Source organism: Solwaraspora sp. WMMB762 (assembly GCF_049179115.1).
Classification (GTDB): Bacteria; Actinomycetota; Actinomycetes; order Mycobacteriales; family Micromonosporaceae; genus Micromonospora_E.
In genome coordinates, this window is record NZ_JBMHMD010000001.1 from 4,049,008 (window position 1) to 4,075,325 (window position 26,318).

General features: G+C 70.0%; 29 protein-coding genes. 6 read left to right on the top strand and 23 right to left on the bottom strand.

The window, feature by feature from the left end:
• Positions 1-105: 105 nt before the first annotated feature.
• The 4 genes from ACN27J_RS18070 to ACN27J_RS18085 form a co-directional block, all read right to left on the bottom strand.
• A complete protein-coding gene (locus ACN27J_RS18070) occupies positions 106-1,224 on the bottom strand; it encodes a hypothetical protein (RefSeq protein WP_421367633.1) in 1,119 nt (372 codons plus the stop codon).
• On the bottom strand, positions 1,221-2,036 hold the full coding sequence (locus tag ACN27J_RS18075) for a hypothetical protein (protein WP_421367635.1): 816 nt from the start codon (positions 2,034-2,036) through the stop codon (positions 1,221-1,223). Before ACN27J_RS18075 ends, ACN27J_RS18070 begins: the two co-directional genes overlap by 4 nt.
• 56 nt (positions 2,037-2,092) lie before the next feature.
• Positions 2,093-2,929, bottom strand: coding sequence for an IS5 family transposase (locus ACN27J_RS18080; RefSeq protein ID WP_421364685.1), 837 nt, complete (start codon positions 2,927-2,929; stop codon positions 2,093-2,095).
• A gap of 264 nt (positions 2,930-3,193) precedes the next feature.
• Positions 3,194-4,030, bottom strand: a complete 837-nt coding sequence (locus tag ACN27J_RS18085) for an IS5 family transposase (protein WP_421364685.1) — start codon at positions 4,028-4,030, stop codon at positions 3,194-3,196.
• Between the two features lie 373 nt (positions 4,031-4,403).
• Here ACN27J_RS18085 and ACN27J_RS18090 point away from each other — a divergent pair, with 373 nt between their 5' ends.
• A complete protein-coding gene (locus ACN27J_RS18090) occupies positions 4,404-5,240 on the top strand; it encodes an IS5 family transposase (RefSeq protein WP_421367638.1) in 837 nt (278 codons plus the stop codon).
• Positions 5,237-5,644, top strand: a complete 408-nt coding sequence (locus ACN27J_RS18095; RefSeq protein WP_421367640.1) for a hypothetical protein — start codon at positions 5,237-5,239, stop codon at positions 5,642-5,644. The genes ACN27J_RS18090 and ACN27J_RS18095 overlap by 4 nt, the downstream gene beginning before the upstream one ends.
• Positions 5,645-5,755: 111 nt before the next feature.
• Here the strand turns inward: ACN27J_RS18095 and ACN27J_RS18100 are convergent, their stop codons facing one another.
• The gene (locus ACN27J_RS18100) at positions 5,756-5,998 is read right to left on the bottom strand and encodes a hypothetical protein (protein ID WP_421367642.1); all 243 of its coding nucleotides are present in this window, start codon (positions 5,996-5,998) and stop codon (positions 5,756-5,758) included.
• Between the two features lie 809 nt (positions 5,999-6,807).
• On the opposite strand from ACN27J_RS18100, the gene ACN27J_RS18105 reads away from it, so the two are divergent.
• The 4 genes from ACN27J_RS18105 to ACN27J_RS18120 all read left to right on the top strand — a co-directional run bounded on the left by ACN27J_RS18105 (position 6,808) and on the right by ACN27J_RS18120 (position 10,199).
• A complete protein-coding gene (locus ACN27J_RS18105; RefSeq protein ID WP_421367644.1) occupies positions 6,808-7,194 on the top strand; it encodes a hypothetical protein in 387 nt (128 codons plus the stop codon).
• Positions 7,195-7,326: 132 nt separating this feature from the next.
• The gene (locus ACN27J_RS18110; protein WP_421367646.1) at positions 7,327-7,899 is read left to right on the top strand and encodes a transposase family protein; all 573 of its coding nucleotides are present in this window, start codon (positions 7,327-7,329) and stop codon (positions 7,897-7,899) included.
• A gap of 192 nt (positions 7,900-8,091) precedes the next feature.
• The gene (locus ACN27J_RS18115; protein WP_421366303.1) at positions 8,092-9,414 is read left to right on the top strand and encodes an IS110 family transposase; all 1,323 of its coding nucleotides are present in this window, start codon (positions 8,092-8,094) and stop codon (positions 9,412-9,414) included.
• 131 nt (positions 9,415-9,545) lie between these two features.
• Complete coding sequence (locus ACN27J_RS18120) at positions 9,546-10,199, top strand: ISAs1 family transposase (protein WP_421367649.1); 654 nt, start codon at positions 9,546-9,548, stop codon at positions 10,197-10,199.
• A gap of 456 nt (positions 10,200-10,655) precedes the next feature.
• Here the strand turns inward: ACN27J_RS18120 and ACN27J_RS18125 are convergent, their stop codons facing one another.
• The 18 genes from ACN27J_RS18125 to ACN27J_RS18210 form a co-directional block, all read right to left on the bottom strand.
• Positions 10,656-10,925: a hypothetical protein gene (locus ACN27J_RS18125; RefSeq protein ID WP_421367650.1), complete on the bottom strand. Its 270-nt coding sequence runs from the start codon at positions 10,923-10,925 to the stop codon at positions 10,656-10,658.
• Between the two features lie 459 nt (positions 10,926-11,384).
• On the bottom strand, positions 11,385-11,759 hold the full coding sequence (locus ACN27J_RS18130) for a hypothetical protein (RefSeq protein ID WP_421367652.1): 375 nt from the start codon (positions 11,757-11,759) through the stop codon (positions 11,385-11,387).
• Positions 11,760-11,978: 219 nt separating this feature from the next.
• Complete coding sequence (locus tag ACN27J_RS18135; RefSeq protein ID WP_421367654.1) at positions 11,979-13,073, bottom strand: hypothetical protein; 1,095 nt, start codon at positions 13,071-13,073, stop codon at positions 11,979-11,981.
• Positions 13,074-13,162: 89 nt separating this feature from the next.
• Positions 13,163-14,257 carry a M23 family metallopeptidase gene (locus ACN27J_RS18140; protein ID WP_421367656.1) on the bottom strand — a complete coding sequence of 365 codons (1,095 nt, stop codon included), beginning with the start codon at positions 14,255-14,257 and terminating at the stop codon, positions 13,163-13,165.
• 89 nt (positions 14,258-14,346) lie between these two features.
• The gene (locus ACN27J_RS18145; protein WP_421367659.1) at positions 14,347-14,760 is read right to left on the bottom strand and encodes a hypothetical protein; all 414 of its coding nucleotides are present in this window, start codon (positions 14,758-14,760) and stop codon (positions 14,347-14,349) included.
• 92 nt (positions 14,761-14,852) lie between these two features.
• On the bottom strand, positions 14,853-15,380 hold the full coding sequence (locus ACN27J_RS18150; protein WP_421367662.1) for a hypothetical protein: 528 nt from the start codon (positions 15,378-15,380) through the stop codon (positions 14,853-14,855).
• Positions 15,381-15,575: 195 nt separating this feature from the next.
• Positions 15,576-15,746, bottom strand: a complete 171-nt coding sequence (locus ACN27J_RS18155; RefSeq protein WP_421367664.1) for a hypothetical protein — start codon at positions 15,744-15,746, stop codon at positions 15,576-15,578.
• Positions 15,747-15,859: 113 nt separating this feature from the next.
• Positions 15,860-16,159, bottom strand: coding sequence for a hypothetical protein (locus tag ACN27J_RS18160; protein WP_421367666.1), 300 nt, complete (start codon positions 16,157-16,159; stop codon positions 15,860-15,862).
• On the bottom strand, positions 16,159-16,551 hold the full coding sequence (locus ACN27J_RS18165) for a hypothetical protein (RefSeq protein WP_421367669.1): 393 nt from the start codon (positions 16,549-16,551) through the stop codon (positions 16,159-16,161). The genes ACN27J_RS18160 and ACN27J_RS18165 overlap by 1 nt, the downstream gene beginning before the upstream one ends.
• 162 nt (positions 16,552-16,713) lie before the next feature.
• Positions 16,714-17,451 carry a diguanylate cyclase domain-containing protein gene (locus tag ACN27J_RS18170; RefSeq protein ID WP_421367672.1) on the bottom strand — a complete coding sequence of 246 codons (738 nt, stop codon included), beginning with the start codon at positions 17,449-17,451 and terminating at the stop codon, positions 16,714-16,716.
• 97 nt (positions 17,452-17,548) lie between these two features.
• On the bottom strand, positions 17,549-18,505 hold the full coding sequence (locus tag ACN27J_RS18175) for a hypothetical protein (RefSeq protein ID WP_421367674.1): 957 nt from the start codon (positions 18,503-18,505) through the stop codon (positions 17,549-17,551).
• Positions 18,506-18,681: 176 nt separating this feature from the next.
• On the bottom strand, positions 18,682-19,032 hold the full coding sequence (locus ACN27J_RS18180) for a histone-like nucleoid-structuring protein Lsr2 (RefSeq protein ID WP_421367676.1): 351 nt from the start codon (positions 19,030-19,032) through the stop codon (positions 18,682-18,684).
• 131 nt (positions 19,033-19,163) lie between these two features.
• On the bottom strand, positions 19,164-20,321 hold the full coding sequence (locus ACN27J_RS18185; protein WP_421367678.1) for an FAD-dependent monooxygenase: 1,158 nt from the start codon (positions 20,319-20,321) through the stop codon (positions 19,164-19,166).
• A gap of 158 nt (positions 20,322-20,479) precedes the next feature.
• Complete coding sequence (locus ACN27J_RS18190) at positions 20,480-20,788, bottom strand: hypothetical protein (RefSeq protein ID WP_421367680.1); 309 nt, start codon at positions 20,786-20,788, stop codon at positions 20,480-20,482.
• Entirely contained in the window at positions 20,785-21,333 is a 549-nt protein-coding gene (locus ACN27J_RS18195; protein WP_421367682.1) for a hypothetical protein, read from the bottom strand. Before ACN27J_RS18195 ends, ACN27J_RS18190 begins: the two co-directional genes overlap by 4 nt.
• Positions 21,334-21,447: 114 nt before the next feature.
• Positions 21,448-22,200: a hypothetical protein gene (locus tag ACN27J_RS18200; protein WP_421367684.1), complete on the bottom strand. Its 753-nt coding sequence runs from the start codon at positions 22,198-22,200 to the stop codon at positions 21,448-21,450.
• A gap of 424 nt (positions 22,201-22,624) precedes the next feature.
• Entirely contained in the window at positions 22,625-23,545 is a 921-nt protein-coding gene (locus ACN27J_RS18205; RefSeq protein ID WP_421367686.1) for a replication-relaxation family protein, read from the bottom strand.
• Between the two features lie 210 nt (positions 23,546-23,755).
• Positions 23,756-26,245: a type IV secretory system conjugative DNA transfer family protein gene (locus ACN27J_RS18210; RefSeq protein WP_421367688.1), complete on the bottom strand. Its 2,490-nt coding sequence runs from the start codon at positions 26,243-26,245 to the stop codon at positions 23,756-23,758.
• Positions 26,246-26,318: the final 73 nt, after the last annotated feature.

The following is a 26,318-nucleotide window of genomic DNA, read 5'->3' on the forward strand; positions in this document are numbered from 1 at the left end:
CAGGGACGGGATGGCGCAGGTGGCCCTGGCGCGGGCCGGCGGGACGAACCACACGCGAGCGACCGGTGTCGATCAAGTCGCTTGGGTCGTCCGGCGTGAGGCCGCTCAGCTCCGGCGGCCGCGACGAGGAGGCGCTGTGGTCGCCGCCTCGTCGGCCGTCCACGTGAAGCCGGGCAGCGGAAAGGCGGCGCCGGGCAGGTCCACCAGGTGTGGGTGCAGCCGGCCGTACTCGGCGCGGCTGATCTTGCCGATGAGCAGCGAGTCGCCCACCGCGATCCGTGGGGTGACCCAGGCGGGAATGGCGGCCAGGCGCAGCGGACGCGGGAGCAGCCCAGCGTCGGCGAGCAGATGTCCGAGGTAGACGGTCATCCGAAGCCGGGCGACCGCCACGGTCAGCGGGTCGATGTCGACGCCGTCGACTCCGGCGAGGATCCGCCGGATCGCCTCGCCGGGCGGGAGAGTGTGCCCGCCGGTGACCGGCGGCTGGTCAACCGATCGGGGGTCCATTCGGCCGGTGGTGTACCACTGCCAGAGGTAGTCGACCGCCCGGATCAGGTAGTGGCCGGTGCCGACGGTCGGGTCGATGAGCCGCAGCACGGGCTCTTCGCGGAAGGTGTCGGCGGCTGGGTGGAGGGTGCGGTCGAGGATGAAGTCGGCGACGTGGTGCGGTGTCTGCACCAGGGCGTGACGCGCCCGCCGCTGCGGGGACAGGATCTGCAGCAGGTCGCCGATGACCCAGCCACTGATCGACGGCGGATAGCCGTCCTGGTCGGGCCAGGCCAGCGACGGCGCCTGGGTGGCCCACCACCTGATCAGGTCGTCGCAGGCGGCGGCGCTGGGAGCGCCGGCCCACAACATCGGGTTGTACTCCGGGTGCAGCAGCCACTGGGTGGAAGGGTGCCGGGTGAGGGCTTCAAAAGCGCGGCCGAGCCACAGCGGCGCGCTCGCGGCGTTGCGCACGGTCCCGGGCGGTGCGCTGCGCAGCAGCGGCTCGACGAGCTGGTGGTCCTCGGCCCAGACGGCGACGCAGGACAGGTAAAGCCAGGCGGCGGCCACTTGTTCCCGCCGCTCACGCTCGGCCGTGACGCTGAGGCCGTCGGGAGGGTCTTTGAGTGTGACCGTGGCAGCCAAGGCGTCGACCTGCCGTTGCAGCGCACGGTGGAACGCCCTGTCGTCGGCGGGGTTGGGAGTGCCTGGCCGTCGCTGGTTACGGCGGGCGGTCACGGCTGCTCCTCGACCATGGTCGCGGGCGTCCAGCGCCACTGGTAGGCGCCGACGGCGTAGTGGTCGTCGGCGTCGGCCGGTACCCGGTCCTCCTCGATCCACCGGCTGCTGTCCTCGCCGGTGTCCGCTTCCCACTGCACGCTGACGAAGCCGGCACCGAGACGCAGGACGGGGTGTTCACCGGGGATGTCGCCGATCGACAGCCCGTGCAGGTGGTCGGCCATGCGTTCGACCTCGTCGCGCGGGAACCGGCACAGCAGGCCGCCGTCCACGGCGCTGTATCCGTCGGCGACCAGCGCCGTGTAGTGGTCGCCGCCGACGGTGTCGGAGGTGACGGTCGCCGGTACCCAGCTCGCGTAAGGGGGCAGGATGTCCTCGCGGCTGTGCGACAGCAGGTATCTGTCGTTGCTGTCCTCGCTGGTGCGGTCGGCGTTGACGCCGAGCCACGGCACGTTGTGCTGGCGGGCGAAGCGGAGCAGGTCGGGCAGCGTGCGGCGCCCGTCGAGGTGTTCGGCGTGCAGGGGCAGGAATCCGTCACCGTCGTTCGGGTGGGGGTTTCCGGTGGCGCCGGTGGCGGTGTGGGTCCAGGTCTCGGCCCGTACCCGGTACTCGGTGCCGTCGACGTCGTACCAGATGGGGACGCCGTTGGATGCCAGCCAGTCGCCGTCAGGCTTGCGGGACCAGATCAGTGCGGGTACGTCCGGCCAGCCAGCACGGTACTGCTGGCGGGTCTTGCGCTGCCGGGGGGTGGCGGCGGCGTGTTCGGCCAGCGGGAGGATCTCCTCCACCCGCCACCAGAGTCGACGCGTCATCGTCGTTTGGCTCCTTAGAGGACGTTTGATTCACGTGTTTTGCCGGTTATGCGGGTTTAGCCGTATCGCCAGGTTGGGGTGGTTTCGGCGGTGAGTCGTTTGGCGAGGTTGTCGATCATCGCGATGGTGATCATGCTGGCGGAGTTGTCGGGTCGGGCTTCGTAGTCGCGTACGAGCCGGCGGTGGTGCATGAGCCAGCCGAGGGTGCGTTCGACGACCCATCGGCGCTTGACCACGCTGAAGCCCTTGGCCTGTGGGTCTTTGGTGACGATCTCGACGTCGACGCCGAGTGCGGCACCGTGTTCGACGACGCGGTTCTTGAAGCCGGCGTCGGCCCAGGTCTTGGTGAGGGTGGGGTAGGTGGTGGTGGCCTGGTCGAGCAGGTCTGCGCCGATGGCGTTGTCGCTGGCGCTGGCGGCGGTGACGATGACGGCGAGGAGCAGGCCGAGGGTGTCGGTGATGATGCCGCGTTTGCGGCCTACGATCTTCTTTCCGGCGTCGGTGCCCTGTGTGGACAGTGGGACGTTGGTGGAGGTCTTGACGCTCTGGCTGTCCATGATGGATGCGGTGGGTTGGATGGCGCGGCCGTGGTGGTCGCGGACGAGGCCGGTGAGGTGGTAGTTGAGTTCGGTGAAGATGCCTTCCTTGCTCCAGGCGGCGAAGTAGCCGTAGACGGTGCGGTGGGGCGGGAAGTCGTGGGGCAGGTAGCGCCATGCGATGCCGGTGCGGTTGACGTAGAGGATGGCGTTGAAGATGTCGCGCAGGTCGTGGGTGGGGGTGCGGCCGCTGACGCCGGCGTCGGTGCGGGCCTGTCGCCAGGCGGTCAGGCGGGGTGCGATCAGGGCCCAGCGGGCGTCGGACAGGTCGGACGGATAGGCTCGCCGTTCGGTCATTCGGTAGGCGTACGGTGTTCGGGCGGCGGCTCGGCGGACGTCATGTCCGTCGATGTGGGGATCAAAGTGAATCAGACACGATCCCGGGGTGGAATGCGGCGAAGCCGGGCGGGCCTGTGGCTGCCGGTATGCTGTCTTTCTGGGTCGGGTCGGGCATCTTGCTCTGCTGGGGTCGGTACGTGAATCGGCCGCTACTGGCGCGAAGATGAAGCAAACGTCCAGTTAGAGGACGTTTGATTCACGTGTTTTGCCGGTTATGCGGGTTTAGCCGTATCGCCAGGTTGGGGTGGTTTCGGCGGTGAGTCGTTTGGCGAGGTTGTCGATCATCGCGATGGTGATCATGCTGGCGGAGTTGTCGGGTCGGGCTTCGTAGTCGCGTACGAGCCGGCGGTGGTGCATGAGCCAGCCGAGGGTGCGTTCGACGACCCATCGGCGCTTGACCACGCTGAAGCCCTTGGCCTGTGGGTCTTTGGTGACGATCTCGACGTCGACGCCGAGTGCGGCACCGTGTTCGACGACGCGGTTCTTGAAGCCGGCGTCGGCCCAGGTCTTGGTGAGGGTGGGGTAGGTGGTGGTGGCCTGGTCGAGCAGGTCTGCGCCGATGGCGTTGTCGCTGGCGCTGGCGGCGGTGACGATGACGGCGAGGAGCAGGCCGAGGGTGTCGGTGATGATGCCGCGTTTGCGGCCTACGATCTTCTTTCCGGCGTCGGTGCCCTGTGTGGACAGTGGGACGTTGGTGGAGGTCTTGACGCTCTGGCTGTCCATGATGGATGCGGTGGGTTGGATGGCGCGGCCGTGGTGGTCGCGGACGAGGCCGGTGAGGTGGTAGTTGAGTTCGGTGAAGATGCCTTCCTTGCTCCAGGCGGCGAAGTAGCCGTAGACGGTGCGGTGGGGCGGGAAGTCGTGGGGCAGGTAGCGCCATGCGATGCCGGTGCGGTTGACGTAGAGGATGGCGTTGAAGATGTCGCGCAGGTCGTGGGTGGGGGTGCGGCCGCTGACGCCGGCGTCGGTGCGGGCCTGTCGCCAGGCGGTCAGGCGGGGTGCGATCAGGGCCCAGCGGGCGTCGGACAGGTCGGACGGATAGGCTCGCCGTTCGGTCATTCGGTAGGCGTACGGTGTTCGGGCGGCGGCTCGGCGGACGTCATGTCCGTCGATGTGGGGATCAAAGTGAATCAGACACGATCCCGGGGTGGAATGCGGCGAAGCCGGGCGGGCCTGTGGCTGCCGGTATGCTGTCTTTCTGGGTCGGGTCGGGCATCTTGCTCTGCTGGGGTCGGTACGTGAATCGGCCGCTACTGGCGCGAAGATGAAGCAAACGTCCAGTCAGAGGCTGGTCCGCAGTAGCTTGATCTGATCTAGGCGTTGCGCCCGGTTGGAGGCCTTCCGACGGGTTCGCTGTGGATAGTGGCTGGTCGATCTGTGGAATGTGAGTCCTGGTCGTGACTGTTCGGGCGGCTACGGCGTTAGCCCGGTCATGGGTGATCGAAAGCGGTATCCCAGTGACCTCACCGACGAGCAGTGGGCGTTGATCGGGCCGTTCCTACAGGCATGGAAGGCCAAGCGGGTCGCGGTGTCGGTGTCAGGTCGACACGGTGACTACGACCTGCGGGAGATCGTGAACGCGATCTTCTACCAGAACCGGACCGGTTGTCAGTGGTCGTACCTGCCCCACGACCTGCCGCCGAAGTCGGCTACCTACTACTACTTCGCCCTGTGGCGTGACGACGGCACCGACCAGGTGGTTCACGATTTGCTGCGCTGCCAGGCCAGGGAGAAGGCCGGCCGTCGGGAGGATCCGAGCGCGGTCGTGCTGGACACCCAGTCGATCAGGGCCGCCAACCACGTCCCGGCCTCGACGACCGGCAAGGACGCGGGGAAGAAGGTGTCTGGACGCAAGCGGGGCCTGGCCGTGGACGCGTTGGGGCTGGTCATCGCGGTCGTGGTGACCGCGGCGTCGGTCACCGACAACGCCATCGGCATCCGGCTGCTCGACAAGGTCGTCGCGCACACCCCGACGGTGAGCCGCGTCTGGGTCGACGCCGGGTTCAAGCAGGACGTGGCGCTGCACGGCGCCGTCCTGGGTGTCGACGTCGAGGTCGTCAAACGATCCGACACCCGACCCGGGTTCGTACCGATCCGTAAGCGGTGGATCGTCGAGCAGGTCAACGGCACGCTGATGCTGCACCGCCGCCTCGCACGCGAGTACGAGAGCCGACCGGAATCGGCGGTGTCGCGAACCCTGTGGGCGTCGACGGCGAACATCGTGCGGCGGCTGACCGGGACCAACACACCCACCTGGCGGCAGCGGTGAACCTTCCCACCGTCCTCGACCTGATCGCCGATCGGGAAACCAGCGCACGCCAGAACGCCGACCGGCTCCGCGAGCAGATCACCGCACTGACCAGCGAACTCACCCGCCTGGACAGCGAACTGGCGGACCTGGCGACGACCCGTACCACCCTGCGCGCTCTCGCCGCCGCCGAGTTCACCGCCGACGACCCGACGATCACCAGCGCCCCCTACCAGCAGATCCTGCGCGTCCTCGCCACCGCGCCCACCGGCCTGCGCGCCAAGGGCATCTGCCTCGCCCTCGGCATCGAGCCGTCACCGAAAAACGTCGAAGGTACCCGCGCCAAACTGAAACGTATGGTCAACCGCCAGGTCCTCACCGAAGACGAGCCCGGAATATTCACACTCGCCCAGAAACGGACCTAATCCTCCGAACCACCCTCTTACATGCGAAAGGCCACCCGGGCGTCGCGCGGGACGCGGGCCGGGTGGCCGTTGGTGAGACAGGGGTGCGCCGTCGGTCGGCGCCGTGGTGCGTTACCGCCGCCGGCGGCGGGGCCGGCGGCGGCCCGGCGGCAACGGGTTGCCGCCAGTGACGTGCTGCGCCCGAGCCGCCGGTTCGTCACCGCCGCCGGCTTCCTGCCGTCCGGCCAGCGCGGCGGGTAGTGTGGTGGCCGCCGGGTCGTCGACCAGCGGCGGCCGGCCGAGGTGCGCGAGGGCGATGGCGTGCCGGCCGAGGTCACGTAGGGCCTCGTCGATGTCGAAGAGCAGGTCGCACACGGCGGAGAGCGCTCCGGCGTCGGCGCGGAACTGCGTAGGCGGCCGGCCGGTGAGCCGGTCGCGTAGCTGCTGTGCGGCGTTGGTCAGCAGGCGCTGAATTCTGCTTGTGGCGGTGTAGCGGGCGGCGGCGGCGATCCAGTTGTAGGTTCCGTCGTTGCCCTGTCAACGGCAGCGCGGTGACCTGGGCGTCCAGGGTTGCCGGTCAGCGGATGGCGGCTCGGTCGTCCAGGGTTGCGTGGCAGCAGTGGTTGGGTGCTGTGACGTTCGGGTGTAGTGGCAGGTGTGGCAGTGACGGAGTTCGGTGGCCTCACCAGGACGTTCGCAACTGGCACCCACCGGCGTTATGAATGCGTTTCCCCGGCACGCCGGCACTCTCGGTGATCGCATCCGCGTTGTTCTCACGCGTGCAAGCGTTATCCGCGGCTATGAGCGTGCGCCGGATCAAGCGACCGACCGCCTCCGCTGCTCGGTGTCCGAGGGCTTGGCGACGCGTGGACCGGATTTGGCTGGCAGAGGCGGCGGCTCTAACGGTGGAAGGGCCTTGATGATGCTAGGACGCTGGTCGGGCCTGGTGCCGCGCAGTGCGAGCCACAGGAGGAGACAGTTGCGGACTTCCCGAGCCACGGGCGCCATCACTCGGGTGAGCACGGTCGTGGTGGCCAGTGCGGCCAGCGCGAGGCTCAGGAGACTGCTTGCCATGCCGCCTATGGGAGCACCTCGCACGGCTGCTGGCCCACTGCGGCTTGTCCACGACGGGTGGACAAGAAGACCTTGACGGCCTGGATGCAAACCCCTCTATGGTGGCGCGCGTGAGTATCCTGGACGAATGGCAGAATCCTGCCTGGAGGGGAACCCCGTGCACTTCCGACGCGTGGCCGTTTTCCCCCGATATCGCGGTGTTCGAAGCGCGGCGCGCCATTGGCCAACTGGTCAGGACGTTGGGCGAGGCGAATCCGTCCGGCCTTGAGTCATCCGATGTGGACCCAGTGCTGCGCTACATCCGTGCGGCGCGCGATCTGGAAAAAATCATGGGTGCCATTCGAAAGGATCTTGTTGCCGAGGCTCGAGCGCGCGGCCTGACGTGGGAGATGATCGGTCGTAGTGAAGGAACCGGTAGGAGAGCGGCCCACAACGCCTACAGTGACGGGCTCCCAGATGGGCGTCTGGAGCAGCTGAGAGACAGGGCGGTTGCGTAGTCGGTTGAGGAGCTGTTGAGCTGGGGTTTTGGATGGAGTTCGGCGAGTTCCGGGGCCGTGTAAGACGGGTGCGGCCCGCTGGTGATCATGAGTTTGCGAAGACCATGACCCAGAAGAGGACCGCACCCGCTGATGTCATCATCACTGACCGAGATCGTGTTGCCGCATCGACCCCCCAACCTGCCGTCACCAGTCGTGGTCACCGATCGTGACCGCCGCAGCTTGTTCGTGGCCCTGGAGGCCATCAACGACCCACGGGATCCACGAGGCCGGAGATACCCGCTGGTCAGCATCCTGGCGGCGGCGGTGTGCGCGGTACTGGCCGGGGCGTGCACGTTCGCCGCCGTCCACGACTGGGTGCGTTTCCAGGACCGTCCCGTGTGGGCCCGGCTCGGGTTCACCGGACGGGTGCCCGCCGCCACGACGGTGTGGCGGCTGTTGATCCGGCTCGACGCCGAGGTGTTGTCACAGGTTCTGGCCCGCTGGCTGCGGGACCGGGCGGGGCCGGTCGTGATCGGCGGACGTCGGTGGCGTCTGGTGATCGCCGTGGACGGCAAGGTCGCCCGGGGCGCCCGACTACCCGACGGGCGGCAGGTCCACCTGCTCTCGGCGTACGACACCGGCACCGGGATCGTGCTCGCCCAGGTCCAGATCGCGGCGAAGTCGAACGAGTCACCCTGTGCCGAGCACGCCGCTATGGCGTGAAAAACTGCGGTACGGTCGCCCGCCGACGCCGATGGGATCTTGGCACTTGAAGCCGTTAACGAGTCTGGCGCGGGGCCCGACCTCGATGGGTCGCACACTGTTGCTTCGAGCACGCCGGTCAGATTTCTTGGTTCCCGACCGTGGCCCACGGGCGACCTCCCACCCCCTTCTGCCCGTATGGAGCCCGGTGGCATGTCACGAGAACCTGAAGAGATCCACGACCCCGACCATGAGATCCGGTTGAGCCGGGTCGCGGCCATCGACGTCGCGAAGGCATCCGGCAAGGTCTGTACCCGGCTACCGCATCCGACTCAGCCTCACCGCAGGGTGACGCTGGTCTGGGACGTCGTGTCCACGACCAACGAGCTCTGCGCCTTGGCCCAGCGGTTGGTCACCGATCAGATCGAACGTGTCGTTCTGGAGTCGACCGGCGACTACTGGCGACCGTTCTACTACATCCTGGAAGCCCACGGGGTGACCGTGTGGCTGGTCAACGCCAACGACGTCAAGCAGGTCCCGGGCCGACCCAAGACCGACAAGCTCGACGCGGTCTGGCTGGCCAAGCTCAACGAGCGTGGGATGCTGCGGCCCTCGTTCGTGCCGCCGAAGGCGATCCGGGACATCCGCGACTACACCCGGCTGCGCCACGACCTCGTCGCGGACCGGACCCGCTACAAGCTGCGCTTGGACAAGCTGCTGGAAGACGCTTTGATCAAGCTGTCCACGGTGGCTACCAACTTCCTCGGGCTGTCCGGAAGAGCGATGATCGACGCTCTCGTCGCGGGTGAACGCGATCCCCGCCGACTGGCCGAGCTGGCCCTGGGCAAGCTACGGGTCAAACGTCCCGCTCTGGTTGAGGCGTTGACCGGCCGTTTCGACGACCATCACGCCACGATCGCTGCCGTCCTGCTGCAGCAGATCGATGCCCTTGACGTCGAGATCGACAAGCTCACCGTGATCATCGACCAGCTAATCGCCGCACTGCCTCCGACGGGTACTGGTGAGGACTGTCCTCCTGCGGCCCATCAGCCTTCGGTCTTGGAGCGGCTCGACGAGATCCCTGGTGTCGGACCTCGGGTCGCTCAGATCATCATCGCGGAGACCGGCGGGAACATGGCCCAGTTCCCCACCGCTGGCCACCTGGTGTCCTGGACGAAACTGTCCCCACGCACCATGCAGTCCGGGTCAAAGACCCGCCGCGGACCCACCGGCCGTGGCAGCCCCTACCTTAAAAGTGTGCTCGGTGACGCCGCCGCGGCAGCCGCCCGCACCGACACCTTCCTCGGCGAACGCTACCGGCGCCTGGTCAAACGCCGAGGCAAAGCCAGAGCCCTGGTCGCGATCGCCAGATCCATCCTGACGATCGTCTGGCACATCCTGGCCGACCCGACCGCTAGCTTCATCGATCTCGGCCCGGACCACTACGCCACCCATATCAACAAGCACCGCAAGACCCGTAGCCTCATCCGCCAGCTCGAAGCCCTCGGCCACACCGTTCAGCTCAACCCGGCCTGACCAGCACCACACCCAACGGACAAATTCAGAACCTCGTCGGGGCTGCGCCCCGACGCTGCCGCCTGCCCACTCACGGTTGTTTTTCCGGTCAGATCCCGGCGTTCACCCCGCTGCTACGCCTGGTCGCGGCCGTGCTGGGATCGTTGAAAGACGTCCTGGTGGTCGCGGACGCGTTGCACGCACAGACCGGGCACGCCGAGCTGCTCGCCGCCGACGGCGGGCATCTGATGACCGCGGTCAAGGCCAACCAGCCCACCGTGTTCGCGCAGCTCAGGGCCCTTCCCTGGGCTGAGGTCCCGGTCGGGTCCCAGACCCGCGAGACCGGTCACGGACGTAAGGAGACCCGCACCGTCAAGGCGTTGACGGTCTCCACCCCGGGCGGCCTGGGCTTCCCCCACGCGCGGCAGGCCGTCCGGATCACCCGGACCCGCACGATCAAGGGCAGGAGCACCCGCGAGACGGCGTACCTGACCGTCTCGCTGCCCGCCGACCAGGCCCAACCCGCTGATCTGGGTGCCTGGGCGCGGTCGGAATGGCATATTGAGAATCGGCTCCATCACGTACGAGATGTCACGTTCCGTGAGGATGCTCATCGCGCCCGAACGGGTAGCGGACCTGCCGTCTTCGCCACGCTCCGTAACACCGCGATTGGATACCACCACATCGATGGTGCCACCAACATCGCCGAAGCCACCCGACGCGCCAGCCACCGCCCACACGACCTCATCGACGCCGTGACTACAGGAAACCCTGCCGTGACCAGGGGTAACCCGACTTCGCAATAGCCCTGAGCTGAGAGACGAAGCGTTTGTATCGTGGATGGCGAGGCAGGCCGCTAAGCCGCATCGGCCTCCGGAGCAGGTCAGCGGCGATCTAGACGGGTCCACGCCTCTCGATCGGCTCGCGTACCTGGTCCGCCATGCCTGGCATACCCTCACCGAGGTCGATGAGCTGCTGACATTGACCGAATCCAATCACAGGAACGCACTGGATGTCTTGGAACGGCCATGCCGCAGGATCGAGCAGACCATGACGGCAGTGACTCTCGATCATGCCATGTGGGAGGCAATGGCTGACTGGTCCGGTCGGCCGGGGACCAACGATCGGGTGAACTACCATGCGCCCACCACGTATCAGCTACACGTGATGAGGCTGCTCCTATTCGCGTTGCTGCACGCACCCGAGGAAGGTTCTGCGGATATCGACCATTTCCGCATGTTTCTTACCAAGGTGCGGCAAGTTTACGCTACCGTGCTCCTCATCCTCGAACGCCCCGACGTCGGTTGGGCGATACCGTCGCCCGAGTGAAGTAGTGCCATGGTGTGCTGGTATGGATCATAGGTGGCGTCGGTCACCGCGACCGTCGTCGGCACGCGCCCGGTAAAGCTTCTGCGGAACCTACACCAGTTCGCGACGTGCTCGGGCTGCTCGATCGCGGCCTCGGTCAGCCGGTCGTTCGCCAGGCGGTAGCCGGCGGCGCCTGCGGCGCGCCGCAGGAACGTGTCGTCCATGAGGCGGTCACCGTTCCGTGCGCCGTGCGGCAGGTGCGGTGGATTCTGGGTTCGGGATCATGCCGGGGCCTTCTGCGCGTCGGTGGCGCGCGGTTCGGACGCGAAAGCCCCGGCCGGAGCGGCTCCTGCTGACACGGACCGGCGCACGGCCGGCGGCAGCAGGTTGCCCCGGCCGGGGCGATCGTGTCAGGTGGAACGAGCCGGTTGAGGCCGTCGGGACTACGACGGCAGGTGGTGCAAGGCGGAGGGCCGCGGCGGCGACCTCGAGCGGGGACAGCACGGCGGCGTGCGGGTCCGCCGCCCAGGTACCCGGCCAGCGGGCGGGGCAGGGTGACGCCACCATGGCCGGGCCGGCCGTCGCCGAAGGTGTGCCCAGGCGTTGGGGAGCTGCGGTGAGGGCCGGCGTGCGGTGCGGGGTACGGATGGCGGGGTCAGGATGGGCGGGAGGCGTGTCTGCTTCTACTGGGGGGTCGTGTCGGGGTGCTCGGCTGCCCAGAGCCGGGTGAGGGAGCGCAGGTGGTCGATCTGCGCGGCGCGGCGGGCGAGCAGCGCGTCGAGGCGGGGTCCTCGTGCGTGGAGGACGCCGGTGTTCTCGATGAGGGGAATCTGGTCGTGGCGTCCGGCGACGAGGACCTGCTCGACGTCGCGCAGGCTGCGGTCCAGCGGGGTGATGAGTCCGGCGATGAAGCCTTCGGTCATCTCCAGGGCGGTGAGCGCGGTACGCAGTTCCGTGGCGAGCGTCGGCGTGCCGGGGTCGGCGAGTAGTGCCTCGGCCAAGTGCTGGGGGTTGATCCGTTCGCGGCAGTACTTGGCGGCGAGTCGGGTGTCGATCACGGGGGTGCCCTTTCTGCTGTTCGGGTCGGGGAAAGGCCCGGCCGGGCAGGTGCCGGCCGGGCACGGTGGTGGTGTGGTCAGCGGAGGTTGTTCGGGTGAGCGGGGTCCGCCGGCGGCCGGTCCCGGCCACCGGGGCGGTCGTGCGGCTGATGCTGTGCGGTGGTGATGAGCGCGCGCGTGGCGGGCGATGGCGACGCTGGGTAGGTGTGGCGGGTGGCGTCAATGCGTGTCGGGTCCGGCCGTGTCAGTGGGGTCGGGCACCCGGTGCCAGGCGCCGTCCAGCCACACCTGCCAGTGGGTGCTGAAGGTGGCCTCGACGGTGGCCAGGTAGGTGGCCAGGCTGGTCCACGCGGCGGGCTGCTGGGGCCGGTCGAGGCCGGTGAAGACGACGAAGTCGCCGCAGGAGTCGCCGTCGTCGTCGACCGACCTGGCCAGGAACGCGCCGGCTGGCAGGGCGGCGATGTGGCGGGTGAGGTCGTATTCGGTGACCAGACGGTCGAGGACGGTCTCCTCGTCGGTGGGCTGGCGCCGGTAGCGGCATCCACGCACGTACTCATCCAGGTCACGCCGGCTGAACCGGGCGGGATCGTGGTAGCTGAGCCAGGTCCCGCCGCCGCGGCCCTCGTTGTGGATGACGCCGATCCGGGTGCCGTCGAGACGGAGTGTGGCGGTGAACGCGACCCCACGGTCGGTGGGGAGTTCGTCGAGGCTGGTGACGGTGAGCCGGTCGTGGGGCACGTGCAGCGGGCTGTGCCGCAGCGGGATACGGGCGTGTTGCTGGGTCGGGGTGGGTGGGGTGCCGGCGATGCGGGCGCAGTCGGCGGGGTCAACGGCGCGCCATTCCCACACCCAGCCGCAGATCGTGTACCGGCCGTCGGCGTCGGGGCAGATCCGGGAGATCCCGTCGGCGTCGCCGTGGACGCGCCGTTCGTCCAGGATGATGTCGTCGCCGTCGAAGTACAGCGGCGCGCACACCTGGTCGAGTTCGGCGTCGAGAGCCGGCCCGCGCAGACCGTCGCCGTGTAGCCGCCGGCGGGTCTCATCGCGCAGTCGTTCCTGGTCGGCGACGATCGCTTCGGCGACGTCGCGTTCGCAGGAGAACACGGCGTACTGGCCGCCGTATCCACGCTGGGCGTCGAGCCGTCCGACGAAGCCGACCGGGTGGCGGGTCCGGCCGTGGTGGTCGTAGGCGGTCCAGTCCCCGGCGAAGACGCCGATGTCGCCGATCATGATGTGGGTGGCGGCGAGATGGCCGCCGACCGTGGGATCGGCGGGGTGCTGGCCGCGGGTCGGTGGGGTGGTGTGGTCAGGCACTGACTCTCTCCCTTTGTCGAGGCTGGCGCTCATGGGTGGGTTGATTGCGGTGTGGATTCCGCCACCGCCGCTGGGGTGGGTGACGGATTTCAGGTGGGCGGCACGCCGAGCGGGGCGCCTTGCGCGGCCATGAACGGCACGGGGTCGATGGCCCCGTTCGCGCTGGCGTCGCCGTTGTGGTGTACCTCGTAGTGCAGGTGCGGGCCGGAGCTGTTGCCGGTGGAGCCGACGACGCCGATGGGCTGGCCGACGGCGACCTGCTGCCCGACGCTGACGGTCGGCGGCCGGTCCATGTGGCAGTAGCGGGTGAGCAGGCCCCCGGCGTGGTCGATGTCGACGTACCAGCCGCAGCCGCGGGTCAGGGTGGGGTGGCCGTCGCGGTGACAGCCCCACTCGGCGCCGGTGCTGGCGTAGACCGCGTTGCAGCGCACGGTGCGCACGGTGCCGGCCGACGCCGCGCGGATGACCGTGCCGCGTGGGGCGGCGAGGTCGACGCCGTCGTGGCCCGGCCGGTCCGAGCTGCGGAAGGCGGATCCGACCGGGGCGAGCACCGGTTGGGTCCACGGGCCGACGGCACCGCAGCCGGCCAGCCCGTCGGCGGGTAGGCCGGCGGTGGCGGCGATCGCGGCAACCAGATCGGCGGCTGGCCCCTCCCACTTCGCGTACGCGTCGGGGTAGGCGGAGATCTGCACGGCCTGCGCCGCCTCGGCCAGCGGCATCGTCTGCCAGCCGTCGATCGTGACCAACGTGCCGAAGAACTTCTCCGACGCGTAGGCGGGGTCGCGGAGCTGGGCGGGGGTGCCCCAGCCTTGGCTGGGACGCTGCTGGAACAGGCCGACGGAGTCGCGGTCGCCACCCGGCAGGTTCCTCAGGGTGCTTTCCTGCATAGCGGTGGCGACCGCGATCACCCACCCGCGTCCGGGTGCCCCTAGACGGGCGCCGGTGGTGACGATCGCGGCGGCGTTGCCGACCTGGCCGCTGTCCCAGTCACCCATGTCTGGCCACAGGGTCGGTCCGGCGATCGGCGCCACGGTGGCAGGTGACGAGGGGCCGGGCGAGGTGGCCACGGTGACACAGCCGGCGGCGGCGGTGCCGCCACCGACGAGGCCGCCGAGACCACCGGCGCAGAGGATGAACGCGGCGATGAGCGCCACGGCGAGTGATACCAGGGATCGGAGCGTCATCCCGGCCCTCTGCTGTCGGGACTGGGATGACGGGTTCGGTGGGGCGGCGCGGCGGAGCCGGGCATGGCGGGGTTCCTCCTGGTTCGTGGTTAGCCGAGGTGGTGGACGCCGACCGGCTCGCCGTCGCCGTTGTGCACGGTGACCGTGTCGTCGGCGGGGTTGATCACGTAGATCCACGAGGCGACGAGGTCGACGGCGCGGCTGAGCGGGAAGACGGTGAGCGGCTCCGGATCGGTGTCGTCGAGCGTCATGCCGACCCCCGCGACGTGGTGCTGGCCGGTGACCGGCCGCGGGTCCGGGGCGAGGTCGGGTCCGAGGTGGTCCCAGTCGTGGGCGAGGACGGCATCGATGAGGGCGCGGGTGTCGCGTCCGGTGGTGGTGGCCCAGATGCCGCGCAGCTGCGGGATGAGGGATGAGGGGTTGCCGTCGAAGTGGACGTAGCGGGCGCGGACGATGGTCGGCCGGGCGGGGTCGGCGGCACCGACGTAACAGGGGGTTCCCACGGGCGGTGTCTCCTCGTGAATCGCTGGATGGGCGCGGGGTATGGCGACGACCGCGCGGGGCATGGCTGGCCGCGCGGACATTCGGCGTCAGGTCATCGCAGGCCGGGCGGATCGTCGGCGGTGGGATCGAGGTCTCCGGGGGTGGCGTCGTCGCGGCCGGAGGCGGTCCAGTCGATGTGGCTGTCGTGGCCGCTGGCGTCGAGGGCGTCGTCGATGACGGACTCGGCGGTGTCGAACGCGTCGTCGGGGTCGGTGGCGGTGACGGTGATCGTCAACGGGATGGTGAGTCGGACCTGCCAGTGGCGTGGCAGGCCGGGCAGGTCCAGGAGGTTCAGGAGCCTGTTGGCGGCATCGGGGTCGATGTCGTCATCGCCGACGGCGTCGCGAACGGCGCGCCACACCTGTCGGCGCAGCCGTGCCACCTGTTCGTTGACGGTGGGAGGCGGGGCGGCGGGCGGAGTTGGTGCGGGTTGGTGGGTGCCGAGGTAGTCGTGGACGCGGGTGGCGGTGTGGGTGAGCCAGCCCAGCGGGGCGGGCTGGCCGGGGTGGAAGGCGTCCCAGGCGTCCCGCAGGACCGATTCCAGAGCCGCTGGTTGCGGATCGCTGTCGAAGGTGGGCATGTCGATCTCCCAAGAAAGGACAGGCGCCAGCCCCGCTCCCGAGCAGGAAGGGCACGGACGGCGGTGACGGGTGGGTCAGTGGTTGGTGGCGGGCATGGGCGACGCGCACCGTCGGTGGTGGCGGCCAGGCGTGGCCAGCGGTAGCCGATGGCGGAGGCATCGGAGAGCAGGCCGATGAGTGAGTCCGGCTGCGGATCAGTGGTGGGCGTCCACGACGGCGACGAACCATTCGGCCGGGTCGACGGAGATGCGCCGGCCCGAACCGTCCATGTCGCGGCGTCCGGCGCGCAGGCTGGCGAAGCGAGGCGGGATGTCGGTGTCGGTGTTGAGCGGGTAGAGCCGCAGCCCGGTGCCGAGCCAGCGCACGCCGGCTGGGTTCGCCCACGCGTGCGGGGTGCGGTGCGGCGGGAACCGCCAGCCGGGATCCAGAAGCCGGGCTGGCGGGACCAGATCGCCGGGGTGCCGGGCACAGACGTACGTCAGCTTAAGGATCGTCCCGGTGCTGCGGGCCTTGGCTGACCGCGTCCGCGCGGCCGTGACAGGTGTTGCCGTCCGGGTCGCGCAGCGTGCCGTGGCACCGCGGGCAAGGGCTCATGGTTGGCCGGGTCGCGGGTCGGGTCGTAGTCCGGGCCCCAGGCACCGGTGAAGCCGCCGCCGAGGCGGTAGTCATCGATGCCGAGTGTCTCCAGTTGTGGCTCGATGATCCGGTCCAGGTCAGCGTCGACGGTGTCGACGGTCGCGGTTGCCGGCACGAGGACGGCGAGCAGCATGTGTCCCATCAGCGGAGACCGCCCTGCGGGGTTGCCGGCTTCGAAACCGGTTCGGTGAGCGTGCCGTTGTGCCGGAGGACGGCGCACGCCTCGTGGAACCGCACGAGTGCCTTTTCTCGTTCCTCCCGCACCCGGGTGAGCGCGAGCCCGACAGCCCGCACACGCTCACCGGCGGTGACGAGTTCGGGGCCGTTTGCCCCGTCGTAGACGTTCCAGAGCACCTGCGCGGCCTCGACGAGCAGTTGCTCCTGAACGTTGGCGGCGACGAGAGCGCAACCCGCGGTGACGAAGTCACAGACGTCGGTCGTGTTCTGCGCGGTGGTGACGCCGATCTGCTCCATGTCGAGTGCGGCACTGTCGAGGCGGGCGAGATGCCGCAGGACGACGATGATGTCTGTCACGGATTACTCCAAAATGGGGTGTGGGATGGGTGGAATCCGCCCACGCCGGCGCGCGGCGGGGTTGACGCGGCCGCCGAGCGCGCGGCGGTCGCGTAGGTCGGGGAAGGACCGGGCCCGGTGCAGGTGGCTGTTGCCTGCGAGCCGGGCCCGGCCCTGGCGGTGTCAGCCCTCGTAGGGCGGCGGCCAGTCGCGGGGGCGACCGTCGCTGGGGACGTCGCCCATGTGCTCGGCGTAGCCGTGCACGACGCCGCCGTTGGCCTTGGCCCAGTACATGGCGATGTCGGCCAGGTGCAGCAGGGATTCGGGATCGCGACCGGCCTGGTCGGTGGTCGTGTAGCCGACGCTGGCGACGATGTCGATCTGCCTGCCGTCGAGGGCGAACGGAACCTGGCTGATGTGCCGCCACGCCCGGTCCGCCACCGAGATCGTTCTGTCGAGACCCGCCTGCACGATGAGGGTGAACTCGTCGCCGGAGAGCCGGGCCGCGACGATGTCGGACTGCCCCAGGCGGCGGAGACGTTCGGCGACCTGGGACAGCAGAATGTTGCCGGCTCGGTGCCCGAGCCGGTCGTTGATCAGCTTGAACCCGACGAGGTCGAGGACGATGACGCCGACCTCGCTGTGGGTCGTCACCGCGTGCGTCAGCCGCTCGATCGCGGCGCGGCGGTTGGGCAGGCGGGTGGTGTCGTCCTCGGTCGCCTGCCGGTGGTACCTGTCGCGTTCGGCTCGCAGGGTGTCGACCAGTTCGTGCGCGTTCAGGACGACGCGGTCCAGCTTTCGCAGCCGGATCCGGGCGCGGGTCAGCAGGGTCCACAGGCGCAGTGCCCACAGGCCGGCGATGGTCAGCCCGGCGAGGAGCCCGCCAGCGGCGGTGAGGAGGGAGTTCGCTGTCTGAGACACTGGTTGTCGCTCCTTGTGTGTGAAGGAGCACCGGGGACGGGCGTGAGCGCGCCAACGTCAAACGCCCGCCCCCGGGCTGCCAGGGGTGAGGGCGCCGCTAATCGGCCTGGTAGGTCGCGACCTTGGTGTCGAGTCGCGTGACGTTGCCGGCGATGACGAGCTTGTCGAGGGCGTTGGCCACTGCCCCCGCGCTGGCCTGGTTGACCTGGGCGCCGTCGTGGGCCTGGTTGATCAGCTTGCAGATCTCCCCGACCTTGTAGGCGGTGTCCGGGTTGCGTCGCAGCAGCGCCAGCACCTCGTCGCGGAGTTCCCCCTTGCGGCGTCGGGGCTGGGCCGGCTTCCGACGGCCGTCGCGCTCCTGTGTGCTGGCTCCAGATCCCTGGTGTTCGATGTCCTCCGTGGTTTCGGTCTCCGATTCGCCGATACGGTCGTCGGCGCGCGGTTCACCGGTCGGCTGGTCCTGCGTAGCCCCGCTGCGCGACGCCCCTGAGTCGGTCTCCGGCGCTGGTGCGGTCTCCAGCTCGGGCATCGGATCCGGGTCGGGCTCGGCCTGCGGCGCGGCGACCTGCTCGGCCGTCCCGACTGGGCCTGCCGCTTCCGCTGGCGTTGGGCCGGCCTGGTCGGTCTCCGCTGCCGAGTCGCGGGGCTGTTGGTCGGCTGGCGGTTTACCAGGTACCTGGTCCTCGGCAGGTACTCCCGCGCCGAGTTCCGGTTCGGCCTCCGGGCGGAGGTTGGCTCGCCGCTGTGACTCGCCCCCAGCCTGGTCGTCGTCATCCGTTGAGGCAGCGAATGGCGTCTGCGTGCTGGTGCTGCCGGCTGCGACCGACGCGGCTGCCGCCTTGCCGGTGTCGGTCAACTGCCACAGCGTCGTGCGCTGCTCGGTGCGAATCCGCTCGGCGTGGCCCGCGTTTTCCAGCTCTCGCAGTTTGGGGGTGGTCGTGGGGTAGGCGACGCCGATGGACTTGCCGATGTTTGCGGCGGTGGCCGGACCGAGTTCGGCGAGCGCGGTCAGCACCCGCTCCAGGGTGGATGTTTTCTTGGTGCTGTCGGTCATGCGACGGGTTCCGTTTCTTCCTGCTACCAATGGGTGAGGACGAGGCGTGCACTCATGCACGCTTCGAAGCGGGGCGCGATCAAGTCGTTTGGGTGGACTCGCGCGTACCTGGCCGCGACAGCCAGGGCGGCCGTTAGGCGCCCTGGCTGTTGGAGCTGCGTACGCGCTGCGCAGGGCTAGTGGGCGCTGTTGTAGGCGTCACGGACGGCCGGAGGGATCGCCCCTCGGGTCCTGGGCTCGGGCAGGTTGCGCTCCTGCCAGTGCGTGGCCCACCACCGCCGGATGCGGGCGTTGAGGGCGCGGCGATCGGTGTTGGTGTCGTGCCGGGTCTGCTTTCTCACCGTCGACTTCGGCAGGCGGCGGGCCGCGGTGATGAAGGGCTGGAAGGCTGCGGCCATCCGGTCGAAGTTGGGGCGGGACAGGTCGATCTCGTACAGCACGCCGTTGAGAGCGAACCGGTAGGTCCCAATGTCGTCGGTGGATCCGTCGAAGTCGTCGTAGACGACGCTGGTGGTTCTGGTGGCCATCGGGCCGTGTCCTTTCGATCTGGGATGCAAAAGAGCCCTCGGCCGGTACGGCGGCGGGGGCGGTAGGACGTGGGGGTTTCCGGCCAAGGCGCTCGCCGTTCGGTGGGGCTCTGGCCACAGGAGACGGCGGGCTATCGGGTGCCGAGGCCGAGCTTGTCGCCGATGACGGGCCCTCGCCGTACGGCGGCGACCGCGGTGGGCAGGTGCCGGCGCTGCCACCCGTTCAGGGCGGTGGGCAGGTCGGCGCCCCACCGGTAGTGCTGGGTGAGCGCGACGGCCAGTCCGGCGGCCTGTTCGATGCCGTTGTTGGCGCCCCGGGCCGTGTGTGGGCGGACCGGGGCGAGGGCGTCGCCGAGCAGGACAGCGTGCCCGTCGCCGACTGGCCACACCATGCGAGTGGGCGGGTCGATGTCCAGCACCGGCACGGCCATGCGGGTGGTGGTGGCCCGCACGACCGCCGCGTGGTCGGACGGAAGCAGGTAGTCGGCGTGCTCGTCGACGTGGGTACGAGCGGCCGGGGTGATGTGCCGCGGCAGGGCGAAGACCCGGCGGGTGGGTGTCGCGCCGAAACGCTGCTCGTACTCGGCGGCGGTGCAGCCGAGGTAGAACGTCCAGTCGCAGCCGCCGGGCACCGGCGCGATGGTGAACTGTGCGCCGGGGCAGGGCTCCAGCCGGACGAAGTCCCGCAGGTCTGGCTGTGGGGTGCTGGTGGCGATCCCGCGGTGGGCGACGTAGCCGGCGTAGTGCAGTTTGCGGTCCGGGTCGAGCAGGCGGCGGCCGATCGAGGATCGGCCGTCGGCGAACACGACCAGGTCGGCCGTCTCGGTGTTCCCGTCGGTGAACCGCAGGACGGGCCGGCCGGCATCCTCGGTCAGGCCGGTGACCCGCGTTCCTTTGCGCAGGACGTCCGCCGGGACCCGGGCGGCCAACGCGCGGTGCAGCAGGGTCCAGGTGGTGTTCCGGCCGGGGTAGGTGCGCAGGACGGTCTGTGCCGGCTGGCGGTCGCGGATCGCGACCTGCCGGATCGTCTCGGAGTCGTAGGCGATGAACTCGCGCTGGGGGATGTCGAGGCGGTCGAGCACGTCGAGGGCGGTGTGTTCCAGGCCGATGAGCCCGCCGCCCAGCGGGGCGGACGCCGGTGTGGCCTCGTAGACCGTGACGTCGAAGCCGGCCCGCAGCAACAGCAGGGCGGTGACGGGGCCGGTCAGGCTGCCGCCGATCACGGCGATGGTCAGCCGGCGGAGTCCGGCGCCCGTGGTGCGGGCGGCCAGGGCGGGGTTCGAGTCCATGGGGGTTCCCTTCTACCGGGGGTGGGAACCCGGGCACGGCCGTACGGCCGTGCCCGGGGCTGCGCGGTGTGCGCGGGTCGGCCGGGCAACGGCCAGGTCGTGCGAGTGCGGTGGTGCGAGAGTCCGGCGGGCCGGTTTCCGTCGGCGACCGGAGGTGGTCAGCAGCCGGGGCTGGGAAGCCCGGCGAGAATGGTGCGGGCGTGGGCGAGGAGCCGGTCGGCCACGTCGGTGAGGGGGCCCTCGTCGTCGGCGTACTCGGGTGTGTTCGGGTACCAGGTGGCGCGGGGCTCGATGGCCAGGGTGGTCCCGGTCAGGTTCGGGGTCAGAACCCCGACGGCGGCGGCACACTGATAGACAGCGTGGTCGCGGCGGATCCGCGCCCACAGCACCTGCCCGTCGACGTGATGGACGCGCGTGAGGATGTAGCGACTCAACTCGTCCGCGTCGAAGCCCTTGTCGACGATCAAAGCTGATCCACTCCCCTGGAAGAGGTATAAGGCGGCCCTTGCGCGGGCCGGGCGTGGTGGGATGCCCCAGCCCGGGGCGCCTGGCGGGACCGCCGTGCGCGGCGTCGGCGTCGCGCGATGGCGGGCCGCAGGCCGTCGGCGTCGGGGTCGATGGCGAACATGTCGAAGCCGGCGGCGTGGCCGGCGCGGAGCAGGTCGAGCAGCCTGGCATCGTCGAGGAGGGCGATCTGCGCCTGTATCGGCCGGCAGTGGCGTGGTGGGCTGCCGAGCCACTCGGTCCAGGTGATGCCGTGGCCGTAGTGGCGACCGCGGTACGTGCTGCGGAACGGTTCCGTGTTGATGTCGTCCGCGGACAGGCTTGGGTGGAAGTTCCCGTCGATGTAGAGGCGATCGTCGAGGTCTCCGCCGCAGTCGCGCATGAGGTGCAGCGCGGGCGGCGCGTCGGCCGCGACGGTGCCGTCGATGTCGAGCCGATGGCGGGTGTTGATCGCGGTTTCGGCCAGGTGCAGCACCGTGGCCAAGTCGAACCAGAGCCGTAGAGGCATCCGGATCCATCCCTTCGGGTGTCGTGGGGCATTGGTGGGGTGGAGCCGGCCGGGCAGCAACACTGGTCCCCTTTGGGTACGAGGGAGGTTTGGCTGGCCCGACCGGCTCTGCGGTCACGAGTGGTGCAGGGTGACGGCGAACAGCCGCTGGGACCCGTCGAGCGAGTCCAGGTAGCGGGCCGCCTGCTCCAGGTAGGTGATCCGGTCGGCGAAGAACGCGCTGGCCGGTTGCAGCCGGTCGCCGGCCTCGGTGAGGAAGGCGTCGGTGCACAACGCCCAGAGGGCGTGGTAGTTGGCGTATGCGCTGGCACCGGCCTGGAACATCTCCAGGTCGCCCAGGTCGAGGTGACCCGGACCGTACGTGGCGGCGTTGTACATGCGCATGGCCTGCACCCGCGGCTGCCGGTTGAACTCGGCGGTCGCGGTGTCCATCGGATACGCCGACGGGTCGGACAGGTGCTTCTGCAGGAAGCTCGGCCACGGGGTGGCCGCCTTCGTTCCCGCGACGACGCGGGCCCAGTGCGCGTGTCGCACGCTGGCCCCGACGTAGGCGCCGTGGCGCATGCCGGCCAGGTCGAGCAGGCGGACGGGTCCGCCGGCGCAGTACCGGGGTCCGGTCTTGGCCTTACGCAGGTCGATGAGCTGGCGGCGCTGCCACGGGTAGATGGCCGGGGAGGCCCAGTACCGGGGGCAGCTCGTACCCGAGACGCCGAGGTGGCGTTCGAGTTGCCGGGTGCTGTCCAGCACCTGGGCCAGCTCGTCGGAGACGCAGACGATCATGGTGCGAACGGCTGCTTCCGGGATGGCCACGACGGCCGGGGCGACCGTCGTGGTCGTGGTGGCCGCGGGGGCCGTCTTCTTGGTCATGCGGGGTCCTCCTTTGTGGGTTGGGCGTGCCGTAGGCACGCGGAGATAGCCGGTCCACTGGGTGCGTGGGCGCCGGCTCGGGGGTGGGTGGGGTTGGTGCGAGGTGGTGGGTGCGACCGTCGGGGTTCGTCGCGGGCTGCTGGGCCGACCGGCCGGTGAGGGCGGGTGGACGTCAGGTGCCGGGAGCGGCGAGAGGTCCGAGGGTGGGACCTACCGGGGTGGAGATATATGGGTGTGCTGTAGTGCCGAGAACCGTAGCGGCCTGATCTGTCAGCGCGCGGACCGCAGCAGATCCCGTAAAGGGCCGCTGACCTGCACTGTCAGACGTGGGCGGCGGTCAAGGACGGCTGCTCGCCGGGCCTTGACAGATCACCGTGATCTGACAGCGGGGAGTATGTGGTCGAACAGATACGGCGCGTGTCTGTCAGAGGGGCGTCTGGGTGACCTGTTCGGTGCCCGGCTCGGGTTCGGGGTCGCGGCGGACGAACCGGTTCGGGTTCGTGGCCGCGTACGGGCCGTGGTCGCTGGGGAGTTCGTGCAGGTGACGACGCCGGTCGGGGTCGCTGGTCAGCGTCCAGACGGGCCTTGCGGGGTTGGTGCCGTGCACGGCGGTGGCCATCGGCATCGCGGCGGACGTACCGGCGAGCGCGTCGAGGAGATTGCGCTCGCGGCCTCGGCTGGGGACCCAGAACAGGACCGGGTACCGGGGTCCGAACTCGGTCACCCGCTCGTAGGCGCGGAGCTTGGCCAGCACCCTGCCGAGGGGTTCGGTGCCGTTGTCGTGCTCGAGGAAGAACCCGACGGTGGCGTCGCCGACGGTCCAGACGCCGTGGCCGTCGGGCTGGACCCCGGCACCGCCGTAGGCGTCGGTGGCGTGCTGTTCGGACCACCACCGCTCCAGCCGCGCCCGCGGATCGGTGCGGGCGTGGGCAAGCAGGTCGGTGAAGAAGTCGTTGACGCCGAGCAGGTGGCGCAGTTTGCGGCTGCCGACGATGCGGTCGGCCCGGTCGCGGCTGCTGCGCGGCGGTTTCGCGGCGGGGTTGTCGGGGTCGTGGTAGGCGTCGCGGTTGAGCCGCAGGCCGAGCGGTCCGAGCGCGTACAGGTACTGGGTGGAGTCGGCGGCGGCTTCGTCGACGAACCGGTCGACGGCCTCGATGCGGTGGAGCAGGGTCAGCCGCAGGCGGGCGCTGCGGCCGGAGGGGAACAGGGCCTTGGCGACCTGGCGGGTGGACAGCAGGTAGTGCTCGGCGAGCCAGGACAGCAGGAGCCGGTCGCGGGAGGTGAGGCGACGGGTGTGCAGATACGGGTCGGATGAGGGCGAGCGGGGCGGAAGACGGCTGGACACGGCAGGTGCTCCTAGGGAGGAGAGCCCTCCATACGGAGGGTGTCTGAGTGGGGTTCAACCACAGTGGTTGGTCGACAGGGCCGCAGTGCGGCGGGAACAGGACGTCACCGGTGATCTGTCAGCCGGTGTCGCGGATGAGGGTGGAAGGGGTGGTGGATGCCCATGGGGATCCCGTTACGGAAGCCGACGTCTGTCGCTGTGACAGATCGGTCACGACGAGGCCTTGCCGCCTCTGCGGCGCCGGTCGTCCGTTTTCTGGCTGTGCTGCTTGACCAGGGCGTCGATGGCGGAGGGGTCCTGGGCGGGGACTGCCTTGGCGACCTGCTGACGGATCGCGGTGGCCTCGCCGACCACCGGCAGCGGCGGACGGGTCCGCATGGTGAACGCGGCGGTCTGCCGGCCGTCCACCACCAGGCGACCGACCGCCGTGTACGCGTCGAGGTGGGCCAGGTCGTGCTCGTCGAGTTCCGGCAGGGTGTGCCGGGCAAGCACGCGGGCGTCCTCCGGCGCCACACTGAAGTAGATCTTGTTGCGGGCGTTCGCGCTGACCGCGGCCAGGAGTTCGCGGGGGAACTGGGCGAGGTCCTGGTGCGCGAGGGTCATCGCGAGGCGGTACTTGCGGGCCTCGGCCAGCATCGTGTCCAGACTCGCGGCCAAGGTCAAGAAGTTCTGGGCCTCGTCGAGATAGATCGAGCAGTCCTTGCGCCGGTCGGCGGGGATGCTGGCGCGGGCGGTCGCGGCCTGCCACACCCGGGCCAGGATCAGTGAGCCGAGCAGCCGGCTGGTGTCCTCTCCGAGTTCGCCCTTCGGGATGCGGACCAGCAGCACCCCGCCGTCGAGGATCTTGGACATGTCGAAGCTCGATTTGGGGTAGCGCATCGTCTTGCGGACGAAATCTCGCAGGAGGAAGGCGCGTAGTCGGGCCAGCACGGGGCCGATGATCTGTGAGCGCAACGCCGGGGACAGTTCGTCGTACCACTGCCAGAAGCCGTGCAGCCCGTCCGGGTCATTGAGGTCCACGGTCATCGCCGAGCGGAACTGGGCGCTGTTGAGCAGCGGCGGGATGTGCTGGAGGCCGACGTTGGCGTGCCGCAGCAGGGTCAGGCAGGACACCCGCATCACGTCGTCCATCCGCGGCCCCCACGCCTTCGAGAAGATCGACCCGAAGATGCTGACCAGGTTGTCCACGACCAGGTCCGGGTCGTCGCCTTCGAGGGGGTTCATCGCGGGCGGGTTGGGCTGGGCGGGGTCGAACACCACCACCCGGTCGGCCGTGGTCGCGGGGATCCGGTCGAGGACGTCGAGGACGAGGTCGCCGTGCGGGTCGAGCACGATGGTGCCGCGGCCGGCCTTGATGTCGTCGATGATCAGGTTGGCGAGCAGGGTGGTCTTGCCGGAGCCGGTCTGGCCGACCATGTGGGTGTGGTAGCGGGCGTCGGGTACGGACAGTGCGACGGCGTGGCCGCCGACCTCGGCGTCGCCGAGGACCTTGCGGCCCCGTCCGCCTGTCGGTACGGCGACCGGGACCGGCATCGACTTGGCGCGGGCGCGGTCCAGGCCGGGCACGGCGAGGTCGCGGGGCAGCCCCGCCATCGCGGCGAGTTCCGGGGTCGAGGTGAGGAATCCGGCGCCGAGCCGCTGGGTGGCCAGGACCGCGACGGGCCGAGGCATGCGGGTGCGGTGGGCGAGACGGTTGCGGCCGGTGTAGACAGCGAACGCCGACGCGACCGCGTCGGCGACGCCCCGCAGCCGGTGATAGGGCCGGGTGCCGTCGCGGTGGGCGCGGGAGGCGACCGCGTACCGGATGCCGGTCTCCCACATCTGGTGGGAGGTTTTGTCGAGGATCGCCCGCACGTCCCGCTCGGCGGTGGGGTCCCGGCGGCTGGCCGGCGCCGCGCCGGTAGGGCCGCGGGAGCGGCCGGGCAGGAAGATGTCGATCATCTCGGTCAGCGGCCCGGCCAGGTTGACCGACCCGACGGCGGTCTTGCCCTGACGCAGCCGCCCGGCGGCGCGCCGGGCCCGCCCCGCGCGACGGGGCGCGGCTGGTCGGGCGAGGAGTTGCACGCAGGCGTACTCGCCGTCGTGCAACTGGGCGCCGGCGGCCATCAGAGCGCGCAGCGGGTCGGCGTAGTGGTCGGCGTTCAGCGGCAGCCAGTCGGCGGCCACGGGCAGCAGGTGACCACCCACCGCGGCGGCCGTCTGCGCCGGGATGGGGTCCGGCGCGGGTTCGCTGGTGGTGGTGGCCGCGCCAGGCCACGCCGCGCGGACGGCGGCCTCGACCGCCCCGTTCGGGACGGTGCCGGGCACCCACAGGGAGATGATCAGCTGCCGGCCGGTCCAGGCATACTGCCAGACAACGTGCGGGGTGCCGTAGAGCAGCCGTCGACGGCGCGACGGAGTGAGGATGCCGGCCAGATTCGCCCACAGGGCTGCGGCAGCGTGCGCGTCGACCTCGGGCGGCGGGGCGACGGTGACCAGCCGGGCACCCGCGGCGTGATACCGGTGGCGCCAGCCCGCGACGAGGTTGCGGCCGGCGATCCAGGCGATGAACAGGCCGGCGGCGACGCCCAGCAGCCAGGGCCGGTCGATGGCCCAGTCCGATGCCCGCAGGAGCCACTGGGTTGCCGGCGGCGGGGGAATCGGCGAGCCGGGATCGGTGCCGACGGGTGTGGGCGACGGGGAGAACAGGAGGGTGACCATGACGTGTCCTTCGCGGTTACGCGCGCACGGCAAGGCGGCGGTGCCGCGCCCGAGCTCGGGTGCGGCACCGCCG